The sequence below is a fragment of the Virgibacillus kekensis genome (genome assembly GCF_042654125.1).
Classification (GTDB): Bacteria; Bacillota; Bacilli; order Bacillales; family Amphibacillaceae; genus Lentibacillus; species Lentibacillus kekensis.
This window is the reverse complement of the sequence record NZ_JBHSFU010000015.1, coordinates 1-23,175: the sequence shown is the minus strand read 5'-3', so window position 1 is coordinate 23,175 and position 23,175 is coordinate 1. Positions and strand designations below refer to the sequence as shown.

Here is a 23,175-nt window from a genome sequence, read left to right as displayed (position 1 = left end):
AATGAGTTTGTATTTTAAAAACAGTGATAGTAATAAAATGTATAAAAGCGTAAAACAAATACAGGCTGATTTTTGAGTTGAAACTCAACTTTCTTCAACTGTTTCGTTAGTTCAGTAACTTAATCATGCCTCTTTTTTTATTACAAAAAAGTGGTCTACCTCTTATAAGGTAAACCACTCCCCTGTTAATTATAAAAAAGCTTGTTAATCTTCCGAACTACTTGATGACTATTTTTTCACCAGCTTCCTTCATATTCGATTTAACTTGAATAGAAATAACGCCAGCTACTAATGTTTTCAGTTCGTTTGTTTCTGTATTAAACACTGCAGCATACTTACCGGAATTCTCTGCCTTATTCAGTTTACTTCCGCTTCCAACAAAGACATTCTCACTGCCTTCCCAAATGATGGAAGCCGGATAGCGAAGCGGGAATTCCAATCCGCCCTGCTGTACGCCAGTTGCATGTAACTTAACCGTCTCTCCTACTGCCAGTTCCTCTGGAGCGTCAAATTCAATCGATTCCAGGATAGGACGGACCTCTGCCCGAATCCATTCTGTTCCTTCTACTTTGCTAGTGTCATTAGCATGTTCAGGTCCCACCGCTTGATCAGGAACTGGAGAAGGATCGATACCAAACATCGTCCAAGCATAAAATCCGCCATTTTCCGGTGAGCCATACGGTGATTTTCCTGCTGAAGCAACGACCATGTATGGTACACCCTCCACTCGCTCTAAATGAACGGTATGGGCATGACTGCTAATATACATCGCGCCTTTTCCTTTTGATGTCTCACGGAAATCCGTTAGCCAATTTTCTATCAGCTCTGCTTCTTTCGGGTCAGAAAGGTCACTATTATCCGTTGGCAGCGGATCACGTGTTGGATGATGTCCCAGCACGACGACGTTATTGATGGACGGATCCGTCGCTGCATCATTCAGTGATTTTTTTAATTCGATAAGCTGATCAAAATCACTCGTCCGAAAACTTCCTGTTGATGAGTCCAGCAAAATTAATCTTGTACCTTTATGGTCAAAGGTATAACGATTTTCTTTAAATACATTCAGGAAATTCTCTAGATTTCCAGGACCTGCAATTTCATGATTTCCTGGTGTATAGTATATAGGAATGCTATCTCCAACTTCTTCTTCCAATACTTGTTTGGCAAAAGAGAAGTCCTCTTTCCACGCTGTATCGACGAGATCGCCGTTGATGACCAGAAAATCAGGGTTTTGCTCGACAATTTGCCTTAATGCTTTACGTGCCATTTCTACTTGTCTACTAGTAGGGTTCTTGGCAACAAATTGAGTGTCAGACAAAACAGCAAACTTATAACGTTCTTTTCCAATCACTTCATTCTGCATGATGATCGGGTCTCTTTCCACCGAAGCTTGTTCAGGCATTTCGATTGATGGTGGTACTTCCACCATTAGATCATCAAAAATGAGCTGGCCGGTATACTGATTATTCGGGTTCGTTTCGACCGGATAAATCCGCCATAATTTCGCTGGATACTGGATCCCATCAGGCAGCGAGGTTTCTACGTATTTCCATCCTGTCCAGTCCACTTTATCGGCTAAGCTCAACGTATAGTTCGTACCTGTCGCGTCCTCAATTACCGTGCGCAGCCATGCCCCGTTCCCATCACCGTGAACCCACATACCGATCTTTAGCACATCACCAGGGAGTTCAATGTTCGGGGAAGCCTGTAAATATGCTGCACGGGTAGCGGTTGTTGTTGTAAAGTCATAACTAAGCTGAAGCCCGTTTCCATCTCTGCCTGGGACCACGTCCATCGACACCCCAACATTCCAAGGATATCTCGTAGAAGTCCATCCTTCTGCACTTTCTAATCCAGAAACCTTTTTCGTTTCCAACCCAATCGTGACTGGCAAATGGGTTACTTTCTCTTGTACGGTTACTTTGATTGTTGTTGACCCACCATCTTTCAGGGGCTCAACAGAAAAACCGCCTGCTTTATTTTCTGTAATCTCTATAATAGATTTATCATATTCGAGTGTAATATCTCGTACTTCTATTGGTGCGGAATAACCATCTTCGTCATAACCAGTAACAGAAAACATACCTTTTCTTCCCATTTCCATACTTAAATAGGATTCAGTTGTTTCTATTCGGTCCAGTTTACCAAGAACGGTGATTTCCTGCGTACCTTTTGACGAATTCACTTGCGCTTCGGCTACCGCCTGACCTGGTTTCTTGGCATAAAAAACACCATTTTCATCAAAAGAACCAACATCGGACGGAAGCGCCTGCCAGCTTATTCCTTCTATGTCTACAGGTGAATAATTTTCATCATAACCAAGCCCAATAAAACTTCTGCTCAAACCGGGAAAAACTCGATTACTGTATTCTGAATCGATTACAGTCTCGACAGTAAAGTTTGTCAATTCCCCGCTGCCGTCGTCCACAAAAATTCCAATTCCATTTGGCACCGGCCGCTGTGAACCGTCGGAAGGATTATTGACAACTTTGGCATCCTCATAACCCGGTGTACGAGCTACCATTGTCGACGAGCCACCGCCATCGATATTCAATGCTTTGTTTGCACCATATTCCTTCATTAATTCCGCCAATTCTTTGTATGTCATTCCACGACTTTCCACCGAGCGTCCATCAACTAAAGCTAGAATCATTGTTTTCCCATCTTCTGAAAAGCCGACTCCCGTTCGTGGTGCCGTGGTACTGTCATTTAAGTTTGCAACAGGTTCCCCGTTTTCAACGAGTTTCACATTTCCGCCTACCGCAAAATCCATTAACGTATCTTCGTCAATTTTAGGTGCATAGGAAACCGACACCTTATCCCCTACAGCAAGCTCCTTTAACTTGTCTGCTCCAGCTTCACGGCCTACTAAGACATAAGTATTTTCCGCGATCGTTCCTTGTCCGACTTGATCGGAGACCTCAATTACCTTCCCTTCACTAACCGTTACTTCATAGACAGAACTTCCGCCGTCCGGACGTGCTTCGTCACCCCAAACTGATGTATAAAGACCAATTCCATTCGCAGAAATACCCGACTGATTCATTGCCGATAACTGAACATCACCGGCAGGCAAATCGACCGTTCCTTCGAGATAAATATTCGTTATTTCTCCCCAACCCTGCTTGTTAACTCCAGCGGTCAACGTATGCGATCCTTGTGGTCCTTTAATTATTTCCCCATCTTGAATCATTGTTCCCAAAGGAGCATTCGTATCATTAATATCAAAAAAGTCTCCATTCACACCGCCTACTGCACCTAGCTTGTTTGCCATTTCCGATAATGGCTTAGCATCAGTGACTACACCCGGATAAAGTAAATCTGCGGACACCGATTCTTCGGAAAGATCAATCGTCATAACCTGTCCATTCAACCAGCCTCGTGCATCAAACCGTTCAAAACTACTTAGCTTAATCCCAGGTCCTATCGTAGTCGTGTGTTCATTCGCAAGCAGCGTCTTTCCCGACGGACCAACCGTAACAATCGGTTCCGTACGATCCGATGACCCACTCCGAACCTCTGGCACAGGATTTGACTGCGCATTTACTTGAACGGATGGACCAAACGCAGCCATGATTACATTGGCAGCTAAGAAAATACCCAACCAGCGTTTTCTTTTGATATAAATCTCCCCTTTCTATTACTATTCGATTACATTCTAGCAAACGAATGTTAAAAAATTGCTCGATTTTTGTGAATTTTCGCAGGAAGAAAGTATCATTTTTACGCTAAGTGTTTGGTCCTAGTTATTGATAGAAACAGCACTCATTAATTCACGCACACCAAATTTTTGACAGGTCAAGCAGCTCCTCTATATTGTATAATTATAAAAAATGATACTAGCGAATGACTGCTGTGGGAGAGAACGTTGGACGTCACCGAAGGGGCAAATCTTTGAAAAGATGAATCTCTCAGGTAAAAAGACCACCGCAGGACGCTTCTCTGGAGAACGTTTCACACACCCACGGGGTAACCTTCTAAATTAGGTAAAACTCTCAGGTACAAGGACAGAGATACTTACTTAATGATAGGAGGGATTGTATGGTTTGGGATGTATTGAACATGATTGGGACCATTGCCTTTGCGGCGAGTGGGGCAGTGGTTGCGCTGGAGGTAAAATACGACATTATCGGCGCTTATGTATTAGGTTTAATTACTGCCTTTGGTGGCGGTGCTATCAGGAACCTTTTTACCGGCATTCCTATCACAGAATTATGGCAACAAACCTCGCTTTTTATTGCTGCTCTTATCACCATAAGTTTCGTCATCTTATTGTCGAATAAAGCAGTTGATCTTTTAACAAAATGGAATATTTTTGACTCGGTTGGGTTGTCAGCATTTGCTGTTCAGGGAGCAATGTATGCACAATCAATTGACTTACCGCTATTTGCTGTTATGTTTTCAGCTGCGATAACCGGAGCAGGCGGCGGTATTATTCGGGATGTGCTAGCGCAGAAGAAGCCAATTGTTTTACGGCAGGATGTCTATCTATTATGGGCTCTCTTTGCAGGATTCATTATAGGCATGGATTTGTTATCAGAGTCCTATCAATTCTATATTCTTTTCGCTATCATTTTACTATTACGGGGGATTTCACAAAGATACGGCTGGAGTTTACCTACTAGAACAATTCAACAACCACAAAAAAATTAAAATCATATCCTGATTTATACATTCTCTATACACGAAAGGCTCACTTCAGTGTGAGCTTTTTATGTGTCTATTTTCGAATCGTTATTTAGTTAATCTTCCCCTCTTTTCTAAAACTACATGATTTATTTCAAGACGCAGACATAAACCCCTCTACTTTAATGTTAAAATAGAGGGGGAAAAGGTAAATACCAGCCGACCGAATGATGCTATCAGTCAACTTAATAATACGTAATTATTAGCTATTCTTATTAACTGATGCATTATAAATCGATTGAACCGCTTCTCTTAATGCTGCGTTAAATTCATCTTCAGTCTGGTTTACATTCAGGTTTTCACTTAATGCCCTGGAGAAACTAGCAATTAAGCCATCGTTCTTTTTTAATTTTGCGTTTGCTTCATCTCTGGAATAGCCCCCTGATAAAGCCACTACACGAATAACCTGGGGATGATCGATGAGCTCTTTATAAAGATTTTCCTTGGTAGGAATGCTAAGTTTCAACATCACTAGTTCATTATCGTTTAATTGATCCAGATGTTTTTTGATTTCTTGCTTTAAAATTTCCTCTGATTTTTCTTTATCGGAACTATGAATATTAACTTCCGGCTCAATAATTGGAACCAGCCCTGCATCGATTATTTTTTTACCGATTTCGAATTGCTGATCAACCACTTCTTTAATTCCATCCTGATTTGCTTCTTTAATTACCGAGCGCATCTTTGTACCGAACATACCGCGCTGGTTGGCTCTTTCCAGTTTCTCATCAAGATCATCGATTGGCTTCATTTTTTGTACACCATTGGAAAGCTCAGCAAGCCCTTTATCCACTTTAAGGAATGGTACGACTCCTTTTTCCTCAGCTAAGTAATCTCCGGTATACTTTTCCTCGATTTTACGATCCATCGTTTGCTCAAATAGAATGGCTCCGAGAATATACTCCGAATCAAATGCTGGAGCAGTAATAATACGAGTTCGCATTTCATGGACAAGATCGAACATTTCTTCCTCGGTGGAATATTCGTCTTCTGATACTCCATATGCTGCAAGCGCCTTTGGTGTACTTCCACCACTCTGGTCAAGCGCTGCGATAAAACCTTTTCCGTCTCTCATTTTTTCTAAGTGTTTTTCCTGCATTCATCTCACTCCTTAAAAGTAGTTAGACTCCATTGCATTATTTACATTTTCATTGTAACACTCAAGAGGAAATATATTTATTGATGGGCATTCGGATACCTCTACTTTTTTAAGGTGCCGTATTGAATGTGGTTTAGTCCTATAATTTATTGTAAACTGAAATAACATGAGTAAAGAAATAAGGAGGAACAAGCATGACAAAAAGTAATAAAGAATTGTCATCAGAACAACGTGAAGAATTACTCAAAGCATTAAAAGCTCGTTTTGAAAAAAACATGAATCGACATGAAGGTCTTGAGTGGAATGAGATCCAGGCAAAGCTGGATAATAATACTGAAAAACTATGGTCGCTTAATGAAATGGAAAGCACTGGCGGTGAACCAGATGTCGTTGGTTATGATGAAAAGAATGACGCATACATTTTTTATGATTGTTCAGCGCAAAGTCCTAAAGGTCGCAGAAGTGTTTGTTACGACCGTGAGGCACTAGAGTCAAGAAAAAAACATAAACCTGAAAATAACGCTGTTGATATGGCTGCTGACATGGGCATTGAGCTTTTAACGGAAGAACAATACCGAGAGATGCAAAAACTTGGAGATTTCGACACTAAAACATCTAGCTGGGTGGAAACACCCTCCAATATCAGAGAACTAGGTGGGGCCATCTTTTGTGATCGTCGCTACGACACTGTCTTTGTGTACCACAATGGAGCAGAGTCCTATTATTCTGCGAGAGGCTTCCGTGGCTCGTTAAGGGTCTGATTATTTCAAGCTAAAAATCCCAAATTTAAAGGTTACTATTCATAATACTTTATGTTTGGGGTTTTTTGTGCAATGCCGCCTATGAAAATGGGGACATTTTAATCAACCTGTCTAACCAAACCTTTCAATCAAGGGGGTTATAACTCCTCCTGCATCGGTCGTTTTTCCTTAAGAGAAATTACCCCTATCAAGCCAATTATAGAAAAAATAACAGGAGTGATGAATCCATAGTAATATCCTTCACTAATACTTCCCGACACAACCTGAAAGTGATCGAGTACTTTTCCAAAAATGCTCGGAAGCAATATGGCACTTAGAAACCCACCCGTGTTCGCAAACCCGGAGACAATGCCAGCTTCTTTTATAGGAAACGATTGACGGACAGCAGCGAATGTTAAGGCATTCGCGCCATATGCAAGACCAATAATGAAGAAAAGCACTGTTAACAAGCGAAACGGAGGATTCCCATTAAATAAAAGAAAGACTGACCAGGTCAATAATAAAATGAGGTGAACAACAATATACGGCTTTTTAATTGTTTTTAACCGACTGGAAATCCAACCGGCTAAAGGAGCGCCAATAAGTGCCCCAATCAGCCCAAGCATAATAAGCTGACTAGCAGCCGAGCGTGTCATTCCGTATACATTCATTCCATAGGGTACTCCCCACGAACTGATAAATCCCACATACGTTCCGACAATCCCAAAGTGACAAAAGAATAAAGCCCATGCCTGCCGTTTTGAAAATATTCTCCGCAGTAAAGCCCAAGTTTTTTCGCGTTGTATTTCTCTTTTTATAAATATCGGTTGCTTTGTTTTTCGTATGAGGACAATGTAAAGGAAAATACCACACAAGCATAAAAGTAGTCCCGCTGAAAAAAATGCTGAGCGCCAACCGAGGAGGTCAATCAATAAGGAGAATGGGACGGTTGCCAAAAGGTAACCAAGATTCCCCATCATTGCCGCTACACCAATTAAACGCGTGAATTCCCTGGCATTAAACCATTGGCCCAGGATTAACACCATATTGACCCAAATAGTCGCATCCCCCACACCCGTCAAAGCTCTGGCAAAAAATAATACAAATTCATGCGTGCTGAAACTATAAATAATCGTACCTATACCTGTAAGGATTGCACCACTTATCAGAAAAAAATTTGGCCCATAACGGTCAGCCAAAAGGCCCATCGGGATTTGCAAACCAGTATATACAAAAAATTGGATACTTGTAAGTAACCCAATTGTTGTTGCTGTTACATTAAAATCCAGCATGATTTGTTCGGTGATCAATCCAGGCGCAGTACGCTGACTCGACATTAATAAGTAAGTTAACAATACCGCAGCGAAGACAACCCACCTAAACCGGCTATATTGATTATCCAATCATACCTACCCCTATAACGCATTTACTTATGTATATGGTTGGTTGTAGCGGTAAGTACCGTTGTTTTTTGAGCGCAAAAGCGAATTATTTGGTTACTTTATTCCCTATCCCCTAACTAATACCACCACACCCCATTCTTAAAGTTATCAATGTCCTTTTTATGGCTAAAATCATCCAGATAATCGGTCGATTTTGAATAGCAGATATAAGAATATTTTAGTCCGCTGGTGACAATCTAAAAAAGGAATATCAATTTTGGGCCATATGGGGGAGAATATCTTATTTGTTTTCCAATTAAAAAAAGCCGCATAAACAAAAGATAGGAGTTATTCTAAAATGAAAAAACCTCTCGTTGTTTTATACATATCACTGGCACTCCTTACATGTCTTATTTTGATGGGAGTATTCATACCTGAATCGTTAGAGAGGATTACCAGCAGCACACAAAGTTTTATTACCAACACTTTTGGCTGGTATTATTTAGGAATAGTATCGGTGTTCGTAATCGTACTAATTTATTTATTGGTAAGCCCAGTGGGCAAGATTAAGCTTGGGAAACAGGACGACAAGCCTGAGTTTTCACGTCCAACCTGGCTAGCTATGCTTTTTAGTGCTGGTGTTGGGATTGGATTGATTTTTTACGGTACATTTGAGCCAATTAGTCACTTTGCCATCAGCTCACCTACAGGGGAACTAGGCACTGAACAAGGGATCAAGGATGCAATGAGATTTACGTTCTTTCACTATGGTATTCATCCCTGGGCGATATATGGAAGTATTGCCTTAACTCTTGCTTACTTTACGTTTAGAAAAGGAGAACCAGGCTTAATCAGCAAGACATTACGACCACTGATCGGCAGACATGCAGACGGGGCTGTTGGTAGGGTAATTGATGTCGTGGCTGTCATTTCAACTGTTATGGGGGTGGCCACATCACTGGGATTTGGAGCCATGCAAATAAACGGTGGACTGTCTTATTTATTTGGAATACCAAGTAATATCATGACTCAAACGATGATTATTCTTGTGGTTACAGTCCTGTTTATGATATCAACACTAACTGGGATAGGCAAAGGTATTAAAATCTTAAGTAATTTTAATATGGGGCTTTCCGTGCTCCTTTTCTTTGTTGTACTTTTTCTCGGTCCTACCCTTTTCATCTTGAATTTATTTATGGATACCCTGGGGACATACTTTCATAATTTTATCCAAATGAGCTTTAGAAGTGCTCCGGTTAACGAAGAGACCCGAAGCTGGATTGACAGCTGGACAATCTTCTATTGGGCCTGGTGGATAGCCTGGTCGCCGTTTGTAGGGGTATTTATCGCGAGGGTATCCAAGGGTAGAACCATTCGTGAGTTTGTTTTGTACGTATTGCTCGCTCCGTCACTTATCAGTTTCCTGTGGTTTACGACTTTTGGAGGTGCAGCAATCTCAACAGAGTTATCCGGGGTATTATCCATATCAAAATTATTACCCGAGGAATCTCTTTTCGGATTATTGGAAAGTTATCCATTTAGTATTGGCTTTTCCATATTAGCTATCGTCATTATTGTTACATTCTTTGTTACTTCCGCCGACTCTGGTACGTTTGTTTTAGGAATGATGACAACAAACGGATCCCAAAATCCAACCAAGGGGATTAAGGTAACCTGGGGAATTATACTTTCCGTTACTGCACTTGCCCTACTCTATTCTGGTGGACTACTAGCTCTTCAAAATACTATGATTATTGCAGCACTTCCATTTTCGGTTATTTTGGGATTCATGGTATTTAGTTTGATTAAATCGTTACAGCAGGAGAAAAAAGAGATGGGGATTGGACAACTAAGATTCACTGAAAAAAAAGAAGATAACAAGTAAACGTGCCAAAAAAAGGGCAACCATCGGAAGGAACTCTTATAAATGGATTGAGGACTAGACATTAATATGTCCTAGCCCTCTATCTAATCCTTACTATTTCTTTTCCTCTTTCCCTGCTTCTTCTGCGAGTTGTTCAAATGACTTCACTTTGCCATGTGGATTTTTGGCATTCTTTCGAGCTCGCCAGTTTCGTTCTTTTTGTCCTTTTGAACGGCTCATAATTTTGTGACTCCTTTATTTTTTGTAAGGTACCATCATCAAAATTCCCATTGATCGGCTCGTCTTTGTTTTGCTTCTTCCTTTTTTGCCCGATTAGCCTGGGCACTTCCAACTTCTTTTGAAAACTCTGCATCACGCTTGCTGGAATCAAATCCATGCTTGTTCTTCTGATCAGCATCATTTTTCTTTGTTCGCTTTGCCATCCATATCCCTCCCTCCTTTTTTTAGTATGAGGAGGGGATGTGGAAATATGTGATTCATCGGTACGATCTTTAACAGTTCTCAAGTTGTACCATCTTGTCTTAATATGGTTGCACTGTGCTGCTACCTAAACAAATTTATATCAATTGCAACAAACAATACTAAAACGACCTTCAGGTAACAGCCCTTCTCTATTTCTTCCCCTGTCGATACAGCCTACTTTATATTTCTGGCACCTGTGGCAATTGCCATTGATTTCCGGATACCTTATACTTCTATTAACTAAAAAAAGAAATATATCGATAGGAAAGGTTGATTGAAATGAGTACAGAGCAATCTACGCACAAGGAAATTGCAGTTTCGTTCCTGCAGATGGTGGCGTCAGGGGAAGTTCAGGAAGCATACAAGCGCTACATAGGCCTTGATTTTCGTCACCACAACGCCTATTTTCCGGGCGATGCTGAGTCGCTCATGCGAGGGATGAAAGAAAGTGCGGTTGAAAGTCCAAACAAACAATTCGAGGTCAAGCTTGTTATCGAGGAAGAGGGAACGGTTGCTGTACACTCGCATGTAAAGCAGAATCCAGATGATCATGGAGGCGCAGTGGTACATATCTTCCGCTTCCAGGATGATCGCATCGTTGAAATGTGGGACATCGGGCAGCCTGTACCTGAAGATTCACCGAATGAGAATGGCATGTTTTAACTGTTAAACCGCCACTACATTTCAAAACCCCTACTTTCATTAAGTAGGGGCACTTTAATAAAGAGGTTACATTTTTACAATTGTTCTTCCACGCACATTTCCTTCCAAAATTTTGGCCAGCGTTTCGGGAAGTTTTTCTAAAGATATTTCATTTACTAGCTCGTCACTTAACACTGTTGGTTTTAAATCATCACCTAGCCGGTTCCATGCATCCAAGCGTTTATCCATCGGGCATTCAACCGAGTCAATCCCTAGCCAATTGATACCCCGTGAGATATAAGGAATTACGGTAGTCGCAACTTCAATACCACCGGTTAATCCACATGTGGCTACAGAACCATCATATTTTAAGGTGCTGAGTATATACTGAAGGGTTTTTCCACCTACAGGGTCTACAGCTCCAGCCCATTTTTCCTCGCGAATCGGTTTCTGTTCAGTATCTACAATTTCATCGCGATGAATGATGCGTTCAGCTCCTATACCTTTTAGATAGTCTGTCTCATTAGTTTTTCCTGTACTTGCTACTACCTCATATCCCCTTTTTGCCAGGATATTTACCGCAATACTGCCCACTCCGCCGGTAGCACCAGCTACCAAAACAGGACCATTACCCGGTTCCAATCCATTATGTTCAAGCTTCTGAACAGACAATGCTGCAGTTAACCCAGCTGTACCAAGAATCATGGATTCCTTAAGTGTCAATCCTTCAGGGAGAGGAACAACCCACTCCGCAGGCACACGTGCGATTTCACTAAAGCCACCAGAATGTCCAGTACCTAATTTATAACTGGTCGCGATTACTTCATCCCCGGAATTAAAACGGTGATCGGCTGATTCTATTACTGTACCTGACAAGTCTATTCCCGGTACCAAAGGGTAAGACTCTACCATCTGGCCATTGATCCCTACTATTCCATCCTTATAGTTCACACTGGAATAAGCCACACGTATGATGACTTCTCCCTCTGATAAATCGTTCTTCGTTAATTGCTTTACTTCCAGCTTCGGTTGGTCATTTACTTTGTCCAATACTAACGCTTTAAAGTTATTCATAGAAGACCATCCCTTCTAAATGCAGTTATGAATATGATAACATTGTCGGTTTGTACTCAAAAAACTTAACGCATTTTATGAACATGGGTATTCAGTTCGCAAACAATCTTGTGTTCTATTTGAATTTCTGGTGCCAGTTATTATTGCAAACTTTATTCTGGAGCCAAAGCTCAATTTTAAATCTATGGCTTTAAAATATACAGCATAATGGTACTTGTGCATTGTTTGTCTTAAAGTTTACATATTGTTAATATCTCCGTCCTTTTTTTGCTTAAATGTTATAAACTGTTAACCGCCAACACAAACTCTTCGTTATTTAAGAATTGCAAAAAAAGCCTGTACCCTTTTAGATATAAAGGATACAGGCTTCTGTTTCAGAGTGATTCCGATTGGGCTCGAACCAACGACCTCCACCTTGTCAATCTTATTTGCCAGCTAATAAAGAGTTCAACTAAAATAATTTATAAAAGTGCGGTATAGTAGGGATACGAGGAATTTTGAATCTAACTGGTAAATTGAAATCTGTTTAAAAAAATATGTATGTTAGCAAAACTGTTAGCAAGTTAATGAGTAGTTGGTCTGTTATAATAAATAGGAGTGCAACATTTATAATACAGTTTTTTGGTTCAGCTTACTTTTTTGGGTAATTAATAACCTTACACATTTTTGCGGTCTTTTCTTTACTACTTACGTATATCCTCTCGGTCGTTAGGTATCATTTTCAATTGCATAGTATCGTTGTACTGTGCAGCAAAGATATTATTTTAAATGGCAGGTCTTGTTCAACATAAGCGCCCCTAGCTATGATTTATGAAATTTACTTACTTATGAAAAAATACTTAATTTTTTAAATTCCACCATTTTTTCTGACTTTCTGGAGGTGGGTCCCCATCAGCAGCTTTAAGTGTTCCATCCATCCATCTAGAATTTACATCGTCCTCGGCACAATCTTTACATAAACGTTCTAATAGATCATTATCATAATCCCATTCAGCACTTCCACTATAATAGTGATTAAACCATGATCTAGTTTCGCTTACATTAAAATGCTCTTCGCAACTTGGGCATTTCATATATTTTTCTCCTTTCAAGAAAAGAAGGACCTTTAGTCATCATCTTCGCCAAAACCGTATTTAATATTTTCATGTCCACAGTGTCGGCATGTGACGTATGCATAAGAATTATCTCCGTCTTCCCAAGGAAGAGTTAAGTCGCCGCCAGACAACGATTGTTGACAGTTTTCACATGTATTCATTATTTCACTCCTCACATCTGAATCTTTACTTCAAGCATATGCCTTTATAAGCGTTTACCCATGTTTGTTCAGCACCCACCTCCTATCAATGACTATTTAGGAACTTTCCCTATATTATAATGTTCGACAAAAAGAAGAGGTATCCTTCTTTGACTATCTACTTACTCTGAAATAACCTTTAGATGCCTGTACAAGTCCTTCAGTTCACCCTGGTGGCATAACTCCATTAGTCCACTAGTTTACCATCTTGGAAGTCAACATTAGCAAAAACTCCCCTATTCTGACCCCGCAATAAGAACGAACTTCTAATACTTTTTATTTAAAATTCTGGTTATTAAGTTGATGAATTCTTTAATTCCTTCTTCAGCACCTTTTAGAAATATCCTTTTCATTTCATTAGTCCTCCTTTAATGATTGACTGATAATTTTCCCCACTTTTTTCCCACCTACTGCACCCGCTGCTATTCCTGAACCTGTTCCAACAAAACTACCAATTGCAAACCCGATACCTGCTCCAGGAGGACCTCCTATAACCATTCCAATACCCGCACCTAAACCTGCACCTGATGATCCACCAGCTGCGCCTCCTGATGCCGTTCCAATCGTAACGCTCACTGTCTTAATTCCCCAGTCCATTACAGCTTCTTTTTTTTCATTTACAAATTCAACAACATTATTCAATCCCATTACCCCCTCACTCCTATTTTAGATTTTTGGTGACATTCTCAATTGATTTCAATACTTCGAGAAAAATTTCTTTAAATAGGTTGAAATTCATACTTTTTCCACCTCTTCCAAACTTTAATTGTTTATTTATTTACATTATAGGGTTACTATTACAAAATGTAAATATTTTTACACTAAGTTTTAATTTTTATTTTTTGAAATAAGTTTTCCTTTAAGTTAAAATAATATAAGAGAGGTGTTAATATGAATAATTACTTAATAATGCTTGGTAGTAACTTTGCTGATATCCGACAGTTATTAAATCTTACTCAAGAGGATTTAGCTAAAAAAATGGGAGTAAGCCGTCCCACAATTGTCAAAATTGAACAGGATCCGTCTCGATTAACCAAAACTTTAGCCTTTGCTTTTTTCATATCCATTTCATACGAAATCAAGAAGCGCATAAAAGAAGTCAAGGAAATTAATCCATCTGCTTACAAGTCTCCAGATTCACTAAATGCTTACATTAAAGTGATTTCAGGTTCTTCCTTATTGTCAGCTGGAACTATTGCTGCTACGGCGTCGCGTAGCTTAGGTGCTGCGCTACCTGGAATCGGTGTAGCGATTGCTACCGCAGCTGGAATAAAGTGGGGTTTAAAAGCCTTGAAGAGCAATGCAAAAAATGAAGTAGAACAAAAGATTAAATGGGATGAAGAAAAGGCAAAAAAGGTCTTAGAGGAAGTCCAAAAAAAGCTACTTGAAGATAAAACAAGATTGTTAAGTTACTTAGAATTAAGTTCTCTTGATATTTCCCAGTTTGTCGAAAAAATAAATAACAATGAAATCACTAAGGAAGAAGAGCAATGATTGATCTTCTTTTTTATTGGCTCTGTTAAAGTTTAATGTTTATATTTAGCAAAAGAGCAAAACTTCCAAATGTATGGATGTTTTGCTTTGGTATTATTGGATTATTCAACTAAGCTTCCCATTAGCTTAAGTGCGTCATTTCACAAAATCACCAAAAAATGGGCATATTTATTACGCAGTACGTGTCTAATACGAAGAGACGATTACATTTAAACGTAATCGTCTCTTCGTTAATTCTTCAACAGTATCGTTGTACTGTGCAGCAGATAAATTTTTTTGTTAGTTGTTCTTCTTAAACATAAGCACCCGAAAAAAGACTATCTTATTACCATTTCTTGATTAGCACCTGCCACCGTTTCTATTTATGTGACCAATTAGACACAGGTGGTTCATTAAACCAATTTTTCCTTATTAATAACTTCAGCCCTTTCTCTGAGTAGTCTTCAACCATTTTGATTAGTTCCTTTAAAGAATCTATATGATCCTTTTTATAACTGGATACCACTGCATTTTGTAGATTGCTTATACTTACTGGATTTAGGAACATTATTAAGTTTGCCATTAATTTATCTGAAAAAGGTGATTCCTTTACTTTATTAACGTGAGCCTCTAGTCCAGTTGTAGTTGGAATTCCATTTTCTCTGTAGATATCAGATAAAGTGGCTGATTGATAATATGCTAACTTTTTCCCATCTAGTATAAATTTCTTTGTGTCCATATCCTCTACGACTTCAGAAAAACCGATACAAAGAGCAACTCCAACATTGTTACATTGAAGGGAACTGAACATATTTGCCAATTCTATCGCATTAAGTGGCCGTTGCTGAGTTGATGCAACTTTGAATAGTTTCCCATCCCTTTCATCTGCTTTTTTGTAAGAGAAGGAATTATTTTGTAATAAATCTTTATCATTAAGTAATTTTAATAAAGAAAAATCTAATTGAATTACATCATTGAGTAGTTTTTTATAAAAATTTTTTACTTTATAATCTGTTAATTCAACATATTGAATAGCAAGCGGTCGCAATCCATTACTCGTTATATGCTTTAAGATTTCTATAATTAATTGGTCTGAAAATAGCTTTGTTGTTGATCTATATATATCATCTTCCCTGAAGAACGGTGTATCTTTATAACCTTCCTCAGACAATAATTGAGTAGCCTCTTGTTCTTGATATGTAGAGATTTCATACATTTCATTTAAAATATTTCTTAAATCAGTATCCTCAGAAGTTTCACTAAGATATTTCAATAATAAATTGATCATGTTTGAACTTGATTGTAAGTACCAAAGGAATCCTAATTCATTTACGTTCATTCTTATACCCCCTCAAGACCTAATTCTTTTTAGTTTGTCAATAAAATTCTTGATTATTCATGAATCAGTAATTCTTCCTAAACACACATAGAATTTCCGTGTTAGGATTGAACCTTTCGAAAAGGAACAACATTTTATATATCTGACCAAACTGATGTTGGTAATATAATGATTCAAAAATATTGAAGTTAATATCTAAAACGAACTTCCTTCAAAAAGTCGAAAGAAATACAATATCAATTCAATATAAAGAACTGTCTGAAACAATCAAGATATTTGTTCAACAAACGGGGGCTTTCCTTCAAGAAGGAGTAGGACTTTTTTATTGAGTATAGAATCAGTTTAGTTGAAGAAAAGCAGGGGAAAAATTACCAGTATCAATTTCATCAATCATTTCTACAGTTGTGTTTGGATTTTTCCATAAGACATCGACAAGTAATTGTGTTGTGCATTTTATAAGCTCACGTTTTTTTGGGGAGTAGCATCTTCTATTGTCATTTTAATATTTACGTATGGCATGAATATTCTTTCTTTCAATATTATTTTAATGAAGAACTTACCATGTTTGGTACTGGGTCATATTGAATTCCGCTTACTAGAAACATTGCTCCAATTAGTACTAACTGCATAAATAGCAGTAAGATAACTAAAGTCGAAAAGTAAACATAGAAAAACTTTTGAATTACTTAAACACCAGATTCTTCAAAGTAGCTATTTTCTAGGTTTTCATACAACTTAATACTCAGAGCTTTTAAATTTGCTTTTACGTAGGGAATAAATGGCAAATAAGAGTGGAATGTAGCTATATATAAAATAGAAACCTACCTCTGAGGTGAATTTCCTTAGTGCATCTACTTTCAGATGGTCATCAATAAAGATGCTACAAAGTAATATGAATAGCATAATCGTATATAATGATTTCCTTGGTTTAACTTTCATTATTTTCTTTAAGATCCTCGTACAACACCAGATTGGAATACAGACGGTTGGAAGTATAACCAAAAGCCAAGTAAAGATAAAAATAAATTCGATTCGCATGATAAAAGAAAATTCAACAATCTTAATCATAGATAATGTCGGCCATAATGTATGCTTAAGTTGACCTTGGCTAAAATAAATGAAGGTTATTAATGTAACTAATAGATATATGAAAGTTGTAAATGCTAATGCTCCATGTGCCCATTTTGCAGATTTAGAAGGGTGCTTAATAAATGGGAAGTAAATCAACAAGGACTCAAACCCAATAAATATAAGGGAAGATGCTTTAGAGGATTGAGCTATTTCCAGAATTGAATGGTTAAAAACCGGCATTAGGTTTCTAAAATTAGCATATTGTAAAGGAAAATATAACGTTAACAGAAGAATAGAAGGTAGAACCACTCCTAGGAAGCTTATTCCCGTCAATGTTCGGAATCCTCCGGTAATGATATAAATGATTAGACATGCTAACCCCAGGCTAAGCTCCCAAGTTTTGATCATTGGGAATACCCATACCTGTATAGCTTCTATATAAGTACGAAAAACGGTAAGAGCCAAAAGTAAAAAGTATCCAATAACAATAACCGATAAAAAATTCCCGGTCTTTTCACCAAACGAAATTTGATGGATTTTTAACAAGTCTTTGGTAGGGTTACTTACCATTTTTAGTATCATCCATAATATAATATGAAGGCTTAGACCAGTGATAATAACTGAGATCCATGAATCATATCCTGCATTTTCAATAATCGTATTCTGGAAGCTCAGAAGACCAATTCCTGTTTGAGAGGAGTGAATCAAAAAGAAAACAAAAAAAGTAGAAACTAAATAGTTTTCTTTTTTATTTTGCTCCACTATCCATTCACTCCCGTCTTTAGAAAGTTTATCTTCGTTTCAATTTCAAACTCTAAATTTGGGTATTGATCATTAAAGCTATCTTGCGTCCAATCCCGTTTTTCACTTCTAAATAAATCTCCAAATCCCACAGGATCTACTTGTTCCTCTTTAAACTCTTCCAATAATTTTTCAATTTTTGTGCTTAATTCTTTTTCGATCTTTTTAGATAATTTATCTACATCTTTCTTTTTAGAAAGATCAAGAGACCTTGGGTAATCTTTAATAAGAGCAAACAAATCAAGTTTAATTTTCACCTGTGGTTTTTGATGAGTATTTTGAATGGAGACTTTTCGTTTTCCATACATAATTTTTAGAAAGATTTTCTCTTTCTGTTCGCTGATGAACTCATAAGTACCACTAATATTTTTGTCTTTAATGATCTTAAAGAGGAACGCTTCCCTATCCTGAAGGAGCATCATCAATTTGTCACCCTTAAAAATTCCTAAACCATCAACCATTATCTTATCAGATTCATAAATGGTTAAGACCGGCAAGTAAACATCTTGCCCAGCACCATAGTACTGATTTAATACTGTATGTATGTTCGTTTGTGGCGTATTTCCGTGTGTTATATTTTGTTCAATTACATCGAAGAGATAAAAGGGTGGAAATCTCATAGAAAGATTAAGGACTTCAGCAGCATCCACCTTTGATATTGCCATTTTTGCATTGCTTTCTATGATTGTATCTCTGACAAGAGTACCAATTAAATCTTTAATGCCTTCTTTTGCAAAAGGTTCTCCCATTATTATTGTTCTTGTTTTTCCAATTGCAACAGGGTGTTGTACTTGTTGCGTAAACGTCGTAAATATTCCATTTGCAGTTTCGGATTCTGCTGTAAGAAGCTTTACTGGTGCCCCTGCTGGTACATCATAATGAACATGGAAAGAGGCGCTCCCTTTTATTTTATCATCTTCAAGATCATAGCCTAATGATTCAATTATTTTTAAATCCTCGACTATTTTATTCCTAGAGCATCCTACTATTAACAACATGACACATAGGATTTTTAAAAATTTCATCATGGCCCACAACCTCTTGAAAAAGGAATAAGTTATTCGTTATTATAGTCATCCTCGATGTCTTTATGCTTTTTGACATTGTACCTATGCAACTTTAGAGGTCTAAAGAAGGTAAAACGTTTAGTCGTGACGCTTAAAGAAGACCGAATAAAACTATCGTTTAAATCTCTGTACCTGAATGGGTATAGAGGTGCCAAATAGGGCATGCCAAGAGATTTTAACCTTATTAGATGGCACAGGATAAAAGTAAGACCCAGGGTTACCCCAAAACCTCCCCAAATTGCAGCTAAGAGAATAAGTGGGAATCTTAATATCCGAATGGTATTAGACATCTTGAAAATAGGAGTAGTAAAAGAAGCAAGTGCTGAAAGGGCTACGATGATTAATAAAATGTTACTTGTAAGTGCAGCTTGAACCGCAGCTTGCCCAATTACAATACCTCCAACAATTCCCAGAGTTTGTCCAACTTTTGTCGGAAGTCTGCCTCCTGCTTCTCTCAAGAGTTCTATTGTAATTTCTAAAAATAATGCTTCCAGTAAAGGAGGAAATGGGACATTTGCCCTTGACATGATTAACGGGGTTAACAGATCTTCCGGAATGATTGCATAATGGTGTGTTAATACTGCGACATAAATTGGTGTTGCCAAAATTGAAAAGAGGACACCTATAAATCGTATTAATCGAAAGAAAGACCCTACTGACCACGGTGAGTAATAATCCTCTGGTGATATAAAAAAGTTAAATATACTAGTAGGTCCTGCGATAACATAAGGTGAACCGTCACTAATAACGATTACTTGTCCAAGTAAAAGCATATAGATTGTACGATCCAAACGTTCTGTAGACATGAATAGCGGAAAAGGTGTTTTTGCGTTATCAGAAATAATCTGATCTAGAATTGAACTATCAAATATAACATCCATATCTAAATCCTCAAGACGTTGTTTCATGGTTTGAATGTGCTGTGGATTTGTAATTCCATCAATATATCCAATCATAACCCGAGTGTTTGAAAGAGATCCTTTAGTAATTTCTTTAAAAACAAGATCTTCGGATGTAATTTGCCTTCTCAATAGGCTGAGGTTTGTATCAAGATCTTCGACAAAGCCCACATTTGGTCCGATTACACTATATTCATGTTCAGCATTATTAAAATCTCTATAACCCTTCATTCCATTCGAAAGATTAACCAAAATACCTTTCTCAGGAGTTTTCGTTAAATGAATGAATATGTACCCTTTTGTCAGTTTGTTTATGAATACTTTAGCATCGGAAGTGATTTCTCGATCTTCTATAGGTATGGTATTCATTACATCCGTAAGTTCTGTAAATACCTCCTCTGCAGATTGAATATATGGAAGGAGATGATGATGAATTTTTTTTTCATCAATAAGGCTCTTATAATAGGAAAAATATATGGGTGACTCATTGAGGTTTTTAGTGGAAAATTGGTAAAAATCATCAGATTTAGAAACCTCTTTAAACAAATCATGTATTGAATTGTTTTTTTGTTTTATGAAATTCCTCAAGGAACACTCACCTCCCCATATGAAAACAATCAAGTATTATTCTTGGTTAGTTTAGGCGATTTCTGGTGTTTTATGTATTTGTGTTCGATGAATACTCATGCTGATTTCGACACAAGAAAAAGGGATTAAAAACAGAGTAAAAAACGTCAATAGATCTATAATTCCTCCTATTTCAACTTACAGGAAATCATTTTTTATTGAACTTACCTGTTCAGTTAGCTTAAGTACATTCTTACAAAAAGTCCATTAAAAATGAAGAACTTTACTGCACAGTAATAGTCTACTACGCAATATAAAAGTCATTCCACAATTAGTTCTATACAAATGAAAAGTTCTTAATATCCTGCCAAAACATATAGAATTTAAATGCCATATAAAGCTAATCTACTGCTTTGCAAAAAAAAGTTTAAACTAAATTATTGACCAATAATAATCCTTCCTCTTGTGTATAAATTATAAAAGATAGAGGTTTCACATATGAGAATGCATATTAAACCAATTTTAGAAGCATAACTATGAGAAACACTTACGAATGGAGAGGCTATTATATGGTACGATTACTGTTTTTAATTATGATTTCGCTTTTCCTTCTATCAGGGTTTAGTCATCAAAATCACCTGAAATTAATAGATGTGGATACCACAATAATTGTACCTGAGAAAATAATCCGTTATGATTTAAAAATCAAGAATACCGGTTCCACTACAATTGGAACGGAGTTTGATTATCCTGGCTACAAATATACTGGAATAGAAGTTGTTGTAGTTCCAAATAAGAAGTTAGAACAATTCATGAAAATGCTACCTAATACAAAGTATAAGAAAATGAAGCCTGCTGGATTTGGTGGTACAGGAAGAATCCCTCCTGATAAAATAGGTGATTTTCATGCAGAGTATATTTATAAACATAAGAGTGATTCAGATAAAATTAAAAAAATGGCTTTAAACGCCAAAATAATAGTACTAGATGGTACAAACGTGATCGCTGAATTACCACTAAAATAATGCTTCTTTTGCCAAATAATGATTAACTCAAATATTCTATCAGCTGCTCTTTTTAATGCTGTATAAGTGCAAAAAAGCCTGTACCCTTTTAGATATAAAGGTTACAGGCTTCTGTTTCAGAGTGATTCCGATTGGGCTCGAACCAACGACCTCATGCCTGTCAAGCATGCGCTCTCCCAGCTGAGCTACGGAATCATGATATAAAATTATCGACATCATTAACTATATAGCAGTTCCTTATTTTTTGTCAATATGTTTTTGGACCAAGCTGTTACAATTTTAATCCCGCTCCACAACCAAGCATAGAGCGGGATTCCACATATATTTTAATCTTCTAGAATTGACTCCTGTACAGGCAGGTCCTCCCAGAATTCAATGCTTTCATTAAGAACAGATCCATCGGCGATTGCCTGGGCTGTTTTCTCCATTCCGATTACCGACTGCTTGGTCAGGTAGCCGTTACTTTTTTGACCAAGGACTTCGAAGTCAAAAGCATTGTCGGCTGTACCGCGCATTTCTAGTAGAAGTGTTGAAATATCATATTCATTGGCGATGCCGTACACGCCGATTCCTGCTCCATATGCTGATCCTTTACCGGCATATTTTGCTAGATGTCCCCAGCCTTTTGGTTCGATTGCTTCATAAACGACCGCTCCGAGCTGTTTGGACTTATAAAGGACGTCCGCTTTTGTATGTTCTGGATACGGATAGAAGATTGCTCCAGATACATATTTATCGTCCTTCACCCATTGCGCTCCTTGGTGATGCAGGTCAATCATATAATCAATGTCATATTTCTGCAGGACATTTTGGTGCAACGCCTGTGTTTCCGGCTGGGTACGTGCTTCGTGATCACGGTTAAGATCCACCTGGTTGGCATTATAGCGTGTCAGGTGGCGTGGTCCTTTTGCTGCGTAATCCTCCAGTTCATAATTCACATCACCCATTGCCCCGTCGGCATTGTACATTGGAATTAGTAGTATATTAACGTTGTCCAGCACGCCTTTGTTTTTTCCGGTGCCAAGAGACTTGATGTAATCGAGCATCCCCTCGGTGGTCAATGCCTCATCACCGTGCTGCTGTGCAAGATATAGAATCGTAGGATTTGCGGGGTCGCTCATGTATTTAACTAGTGGAATGTCGCGTCCTTTAACCGTTTGGCCGATCACTTCCACTTCCATTTGCGCCTGCTTTTTGTTTTGCGTTTCAAGGAAAGTCATCATTTCCTGATATGTGTGGAGAATCTGTGTGTTGATGGTTTCGTGTCCCTGGTACTCGGGTCCGTTTCCTGCTGCATTTACGACAGGTGAAGTGATTGCAGTACCTCCAAGTACCAGTGCTCCACTTATCGCTGCTATGATTAAATGCTTTCTCATATAATTCCTCCTGTTGAATTTTTTCTTGCTCGTTATACAGGTTTCAACATTTTTTGCAAATGTCCTTCCCACCGGGGCAAGATTGGTAGAAAAGCAGCACCTTATAATGGGTCAATAGTACAGTGATACGACTTTTTTCTCATGTCGATAGGATTTATCATCGGTTTTTTGATTTTATCATCGAATTTCAGCATTCATTAGGGGGTTATCATCGAATTTCAGAGGATATCATCGAATCCGGTCCAGCCCCCTAATTTTGGACACCTATGTACAATTTCTTGGTTTTTCTCAAA

General features: G+C 38.0%; 20 protein-coding genes, 1 tRNA gene and 2 riboswitches. Of the genes, 6 read left to right on the top strand and 15 right to left on the bottom strand.

Going from position 1 to position 23,175, the window contains the following annotated elements:
• Nucleotides 1-217: 217 nt before the first annotated feature.
• Nucleotides 218-3,604, bottom strand: coding sequence for a phosphodiester glycosidase family protein (locus ACFO3D_RS17755; protein ID WP_390299325.1), 3,387 nt, complete (start codon nucleotides 3,602-3,604; stop codon nucleotides 218-220).
• 242 nt (nucleotides 3,605-3,846) lie between these two features.
• Nucleotides 3,847-3,937, top strand: a riboswitch (glycine riboswitch).
• A 2-nt stretch (nucleotides 3,938-3,939) separates the two neighbouring features.
• Nucleotides 3,940-4,014: riboswitch (glycine riboswitch) on the top strand.
• Between the two features lie 27 nt (nucleotides 4,015-4,041).
• Here ACFO3D_RS17755 and ACFO3D_RS17750 point away from each other — a divergent pair.
• Nucleotides 4,042-4,653: a trimeric intracellular cation channel family protein gene (locus tag ACFO3D_RS17750; RefSeq protein ID WP_390299322.1), complete on the top strand. Its 612-nt coding sequence runs from the start codon at nucleotides 4,042-4,044 to the stop codon at nucleotides 4,651-4,653.
• 235 nt (nucleotides 4,654-4,888) lie between these two features.
• Here ACFO3D_RS17750 and ACFO3D_RS17745 read toward each other — a convergent pair whose 3' ends face one another.
• Nucleotides 4,889-5,785 (bottom strand): fructose bisphosphate aldolase, encoded by an 897-nt coding sequence (locus ACFO3D_RS17745; protein ID WP_390299319.1) that lies wholly within the window; start codon nucleotides 5,783-5,785, stop codon nucleotides 4,889-4,891.
• 194 nt (nucleotides 5,786-5,979) lie between these two features.
• Here ACFO3D_RS17745 and ACFO3D_RS17740 point away from each other — a divergent pair, with 194 nt between their 5' ends.
• A complete protein-coding gene (locus ACFO3D_RS17740; protein WP_390299316.1) occupies nucleotides 5,980-6,546 on the top strand; it encodes a DUF4256 domain-containing protein in 567 nt (188 codons plus the stop codon).
• Between the two features lie 137 nt (nucleotides 6,547-6,683).
• Here ACFO3D_RS17740 and ACFO3D_RS17735 read toward each other — a convergent pair whose 3' ends face one another.
• Nucleotides 6,684-7,928 (bottom strand): MFS transporter, encoded by a 1,245-nt coding sequence (locus ACFO3D_RS17735; protein ID WP_390299313.1) that lies wholly within the window; start codon nucleotides 7,926-7,928, stop codon nucleotides 6,684-6,686.
• A gap of 337 nt (nucleotides 7,929-8,265) precedes the next feature.
• Here ACFO3D_RS17735 and ACFO3D_RS17730 point away from each other — a divergent pair, with 337 nt between their 5' ends.
• Nucleotides 8,266-9,792 (top strand): BCCT family transporter, encoded by a 1,527-nt coding sequence (locus ACFO3D_RS17730; RefSeq protein WP_390299310.1) that lies wholly within the window; start codon nucleotides 8,266-8,268, stop codon nucleotides 9,790-9,792.
• A gap of 93 nt (nucleotides 9,793-9,885) precedes the next feature.
• On the opposite strand, the gene ACFO3D_RS17725 is transcribed toward ACFO3D_RS17730, so the two are convergent.
• Both ACFO3D_RS17725 and ACFO3D_RS17720 read right to left on the bottom strand, forming a co-directional pair.
• Nucleotides 9,886-10,011 carry a DUF6254 family protein gene (locus tag ACFO3D_RS17725; RefSeq protein ID WP_390299307.1) on the bottom strand — a complete coding sequence of 42 codons (126 nt, stop codon included), beginning with the start codon at nucleotides 10,009-10,011 and terminating at the stop codon, nucleotides 9,886-9,888.
• Nucleotides 10,012-10,049: 38 nt separating this feature from the next.
• Nucleotides 10,050-10,214 carry a hypothetical protein gene (locus ACFO3D_RS17720; protein WP_390299304.1) on the bottom strand — a complete coding sequence of 55 codons (165 nt, stop codon included), beginning with the start codon at nucleotides 10,212-10,214 and terminating at the stop codon, nucleotides 10,050-10,052.
• A 319-nt stretch (nucleotides 10,215-10,533) separates the two neighbouring features.
• On the opposite strand from ACFO3D_RS17720, the gene ACFO3D_RS17715 reads away from it, so the two are divergent.
• The gene (locus ACFO3D_RS17715) at nucleotides 10,534-10,917 is read left to right on the top strand and encodes a nuclear transport factor 2 family protein (RefSeq protein WP_390299302.1); all 384 of its coding nucleotides are present in this window, start codon (nucleotides 10,534-10,536) and stop codon (nucleotides 10,915-10,917) included.
• Nucleotides 10,918-10,983: 66 nt separating this feature from the next.
• Here the strand turns inward: ACFO3D_RS17715 and ACFO3D_RS17710 are convergent, their stop codons facing one another.
• The 3 genes from ACFO3D_RS17710 to ACFO3D_RS17700 all read right to left on the bottom strand — a co-directional run bounded on the left by ACFO3D_RS17710 (nucleotide 10,984) and on the right by ACFO3D_RS17700 (nucleotide 13,906).
• Complete coding sequence (locus ACFO3D_RS17710; RefSeq protein WP_390299299.1) at nucleotides 10,984-11,970, bottom strand: acrylyl-CoA reductase family protein; 987 nt, start codon at nucleotides 11,968-11,970, stop codon at nucleotides 10,984-10,986.
• Nucleotides 11,971-12,809: 839 nt separating this feature from the next.
• Nucleotides 12,810-13,043, bottom strand: a complete 234-nt coding sequence (locus tag ACFO3D_RS17705) for a hypothetical protein (RefSeq protein ID WP_390299296.1) — start codon at nucleotides 13,041-13,043, stop codon at nucleotides 12,810-12,812.
• Between the two features lie 578 nt (nucleotides 13,044-13,621).
• Nucleotides 13,622-13,906, bottom strand: coding sequence for a hypothetical protein (locus ACFO3D_RS17700; protein ID WP_390299293.1), 285 nt, complete (start codon nucleotides 13,904-13,906; stop codon nucleotides 13,622-13,624).
• A 249-nt stretch (nucleotides 13,907-14,155) separates the two neighbouring features.
• Between ACFO3D_RS17700 and ACFO3D_RS17695 the strand changes: the two genes are divergently transcribed.
• Nucleotides 14,156-14,758, top strand: coding sequence for a helix-turn-helix domain-containing protein (locus tag ACFO3D_RS17695; RefSeq protein WP_390299290.1), 603 nt, complete (start codon nucleotides 14,156-14,158; stop codon nucleotides 14,756-14,758).
• A 358-nt stretch (nucleotides 14,759-15,116) separates the two neighbouring features.
• Here ACFO3D_RS17695 and ACFO3D_RS17690 read toward each other — a convergent pair whose 3' ends face one another.
• The 5 genes from ACFO3D_RS17690 to ACFO3D_RS17670 form a co-directional block, all read right to left on the bottom strand.
• Nucleotides 15,117-16,076 (bottom strand): DUF3231 family protein, encoded by a 960-nt coding sequence (locus ACFO3D_RS17690; protein ID WP_390299287.1) that lies wholly within the window; start codon nucleotides 16,074-16,076, stop codon nucleotides 15,117-15,119.
• Between the two features lie 337 nt (nucleotides 16,077-16,413).
• A complete protein-coding gene (locus ACFO3D_RS17685; protein WP_390299944.1) occupies nucleotides 16,414-16,533 on the bottom strand; it encodes a tautomerase family protein in 120 nt (39 codons plus the stop codon).
• Between the two features lie 278 nt (nucleotides 16,534-16,811).
• A complete protein-coding gene (locus tag ACFO3D_RS17680; RefSeq protein ID WP_390299284.1) occupies nucleotides 16,812-17,909 on the bottom strand; it encodes a GerAB/ArcD/ProY family transporter in 1,098 nt (365 codons plus the stop codon).
• Nucleotides 17,909-18,976, bottom strand: coding sequence for a Ger(x)C family spore germination protein (locus ACFO3D_RS17675; RefSeq protein ID WP_390299281.1), 1,068 nt, complete (start codon nucleotides 18,974-18,976; stop codon nucleotides 17,909-17,911). The genes ACFO3D_RS17680 and ACFO3D_RS17675 overlap by 1 nt, the downstream gene beginning before the upstream one ends.
• Nucleotides 18,977-19,005: 29 nt before the next feature.
• Complete coding sequence (locus tag ACFO3D_RS17670) at nucleotides 19,006-20,502, bottom strand: spore germination protein (RefSeq protein ID WP_390299278.1); 1,497 nt, start codon at nucleotides 20,500-20,502, stop codon at nucleotides 19,006-19,008.
• 548 nt (nucleotides 20,503-21,050) lie between these two features.
• Between ACFO3D_RS17670 and ACFO3D_RS17665 the strand changes: the two genes are divergently transcribed.
• On the top strand, nucleotides 21,051-21,506 hold the full coding sequence (locus ACFO3D_RS17665; RefSeq protein WP_390299274.1) for a hypothetical protein: 456 nt from the start codon (nucleotides 21,051-21,053) through the stop codon (nucleotides 21,504-21,506).
• A 122-nt stretch (nucleotides 21,507-21,628) separates the two neighbouring features.
• Here the strand turns inward: ACFO3D_RS17665 and ACFO3D_RS17660 are convergent.
• Both ACFO3D_RS17660 and ACFO3D_RS17655 read right to left on the bottom strand, forming a co-directional pair.
• Nucleotides 21,629-21,701 (bottom strand) — tRNA-Val (locus tag ACFO3D_RS17660).
• 131 nt (nucleotides 21,702-21,832) lie between these two features.
• Entirely contained in the window at nucleotides 21,833-22,882 is a 1,050-nt protein-coding gene (locus tag ACFO3D_RS17655) for a M14 family zinc carboxypeptidase (protein WP_390299271.1), read from the bottom strand.
• Between the last annotated feature and the right edge of the window lie 293 nt (nucleotides 22,883-23,175).

Coding starts and splice junctions, on each gene's coding strand:
- ACFO3D_RS17655 (WP_390299271.1), bottom strand. CDS start 22,882: ATGAGAAAGCATTTAATCATAGCAGCGATAAGTGGAGCACTGGTACTT.
- ACFO3D_RS17725 (WP_390299307.1), bottom strand. CDS start 10,011: ATGAGCCGTTCAAAAGGACAAAAAGAACGAAACTGGCGAGCTCGAAAG.
- ACFO3D_RS17675 (WP_390299281.1), bottom strand. CDS start 18,976: ATGATGAAATTTTTAAAAATCCTATGTGTCATGTTGTTAATAGTAGGA.
- ACFO3D_RS17750 (WP_390299322.1), top strand. CDS start 4,042: ATGGTTTGGGATGTATTGAACATGATTGGGACCATTGCCTTTGCGGCG.
- ACFO3D_RS17710 (WP_390299299.1), bottom strand. CDS start 11,970: ATGAATAACTTTAAAGCGTTAGTATTGGACAAAGTAAATGACCAACCG.
- ACFO3D_RS17730 (WP_390299310.1), top strand. CDS start 8,266: ATGAAAAAACCTCTCGTTGTTTTATACATATCACTGGCACTCCTTACA.
- ACFO3D_RS17745 (WP_390299319.1), bottom strand. CDS start 5,785: ATGCAGGAAAAACACTTAGAAAAAATGAGAGACGGAAAAGGTTTTATC.
- ACFO3D_RS17720 (WP_390299304.1), bottom strand. CDS start 10,214: ATGGCAAAGCGAACAAAGAAAAATGATGCTGATCAGAAGAACAAGCAT.
- ACFO3D_RS17665 (WP_390299274.1), top strand. CDS start 21,051: ATGGTACGATTACTGTTTTTAATTATGATTTCGCTTTTCCTTCTATCA.
- ACFO3D_RS17695 (WP_390299290.1), top strand. CDS start 14,156: ATGAATAATTACTTAATAATGCTTGGTAGTAACTTTGCTGATATCCGA.
- ACFO3D_RS17740 (WP_390299316.1), top strand. CDS start 5,980: ATGACAAAAAGTAATAAAGAATTGTCATCAGAACAACGTGAAGAATTA.
- ACFO3D_RS17690 (WP_390299287.1), bottom strand. CDS start 16,076: ATGAACGTAAATGAATTAGGATTCCTTTGGTACTTACAATCAAGTTCA.
- ACFO3D_RS17715 (WP_390299302.1), top strand. CDS start 10,534: ATGAGTACAGAGCAATCTACGCACAAGGAAATTGCAGTTTCGTTCCTG.
- ACFO3D_RS17705 (WP_390299296.1), bottom strand. CDS start 13,043: ATGAAATGCCCAAGTTGCGAAGAGCATTTTAATGTAAGCGAAACTAGA.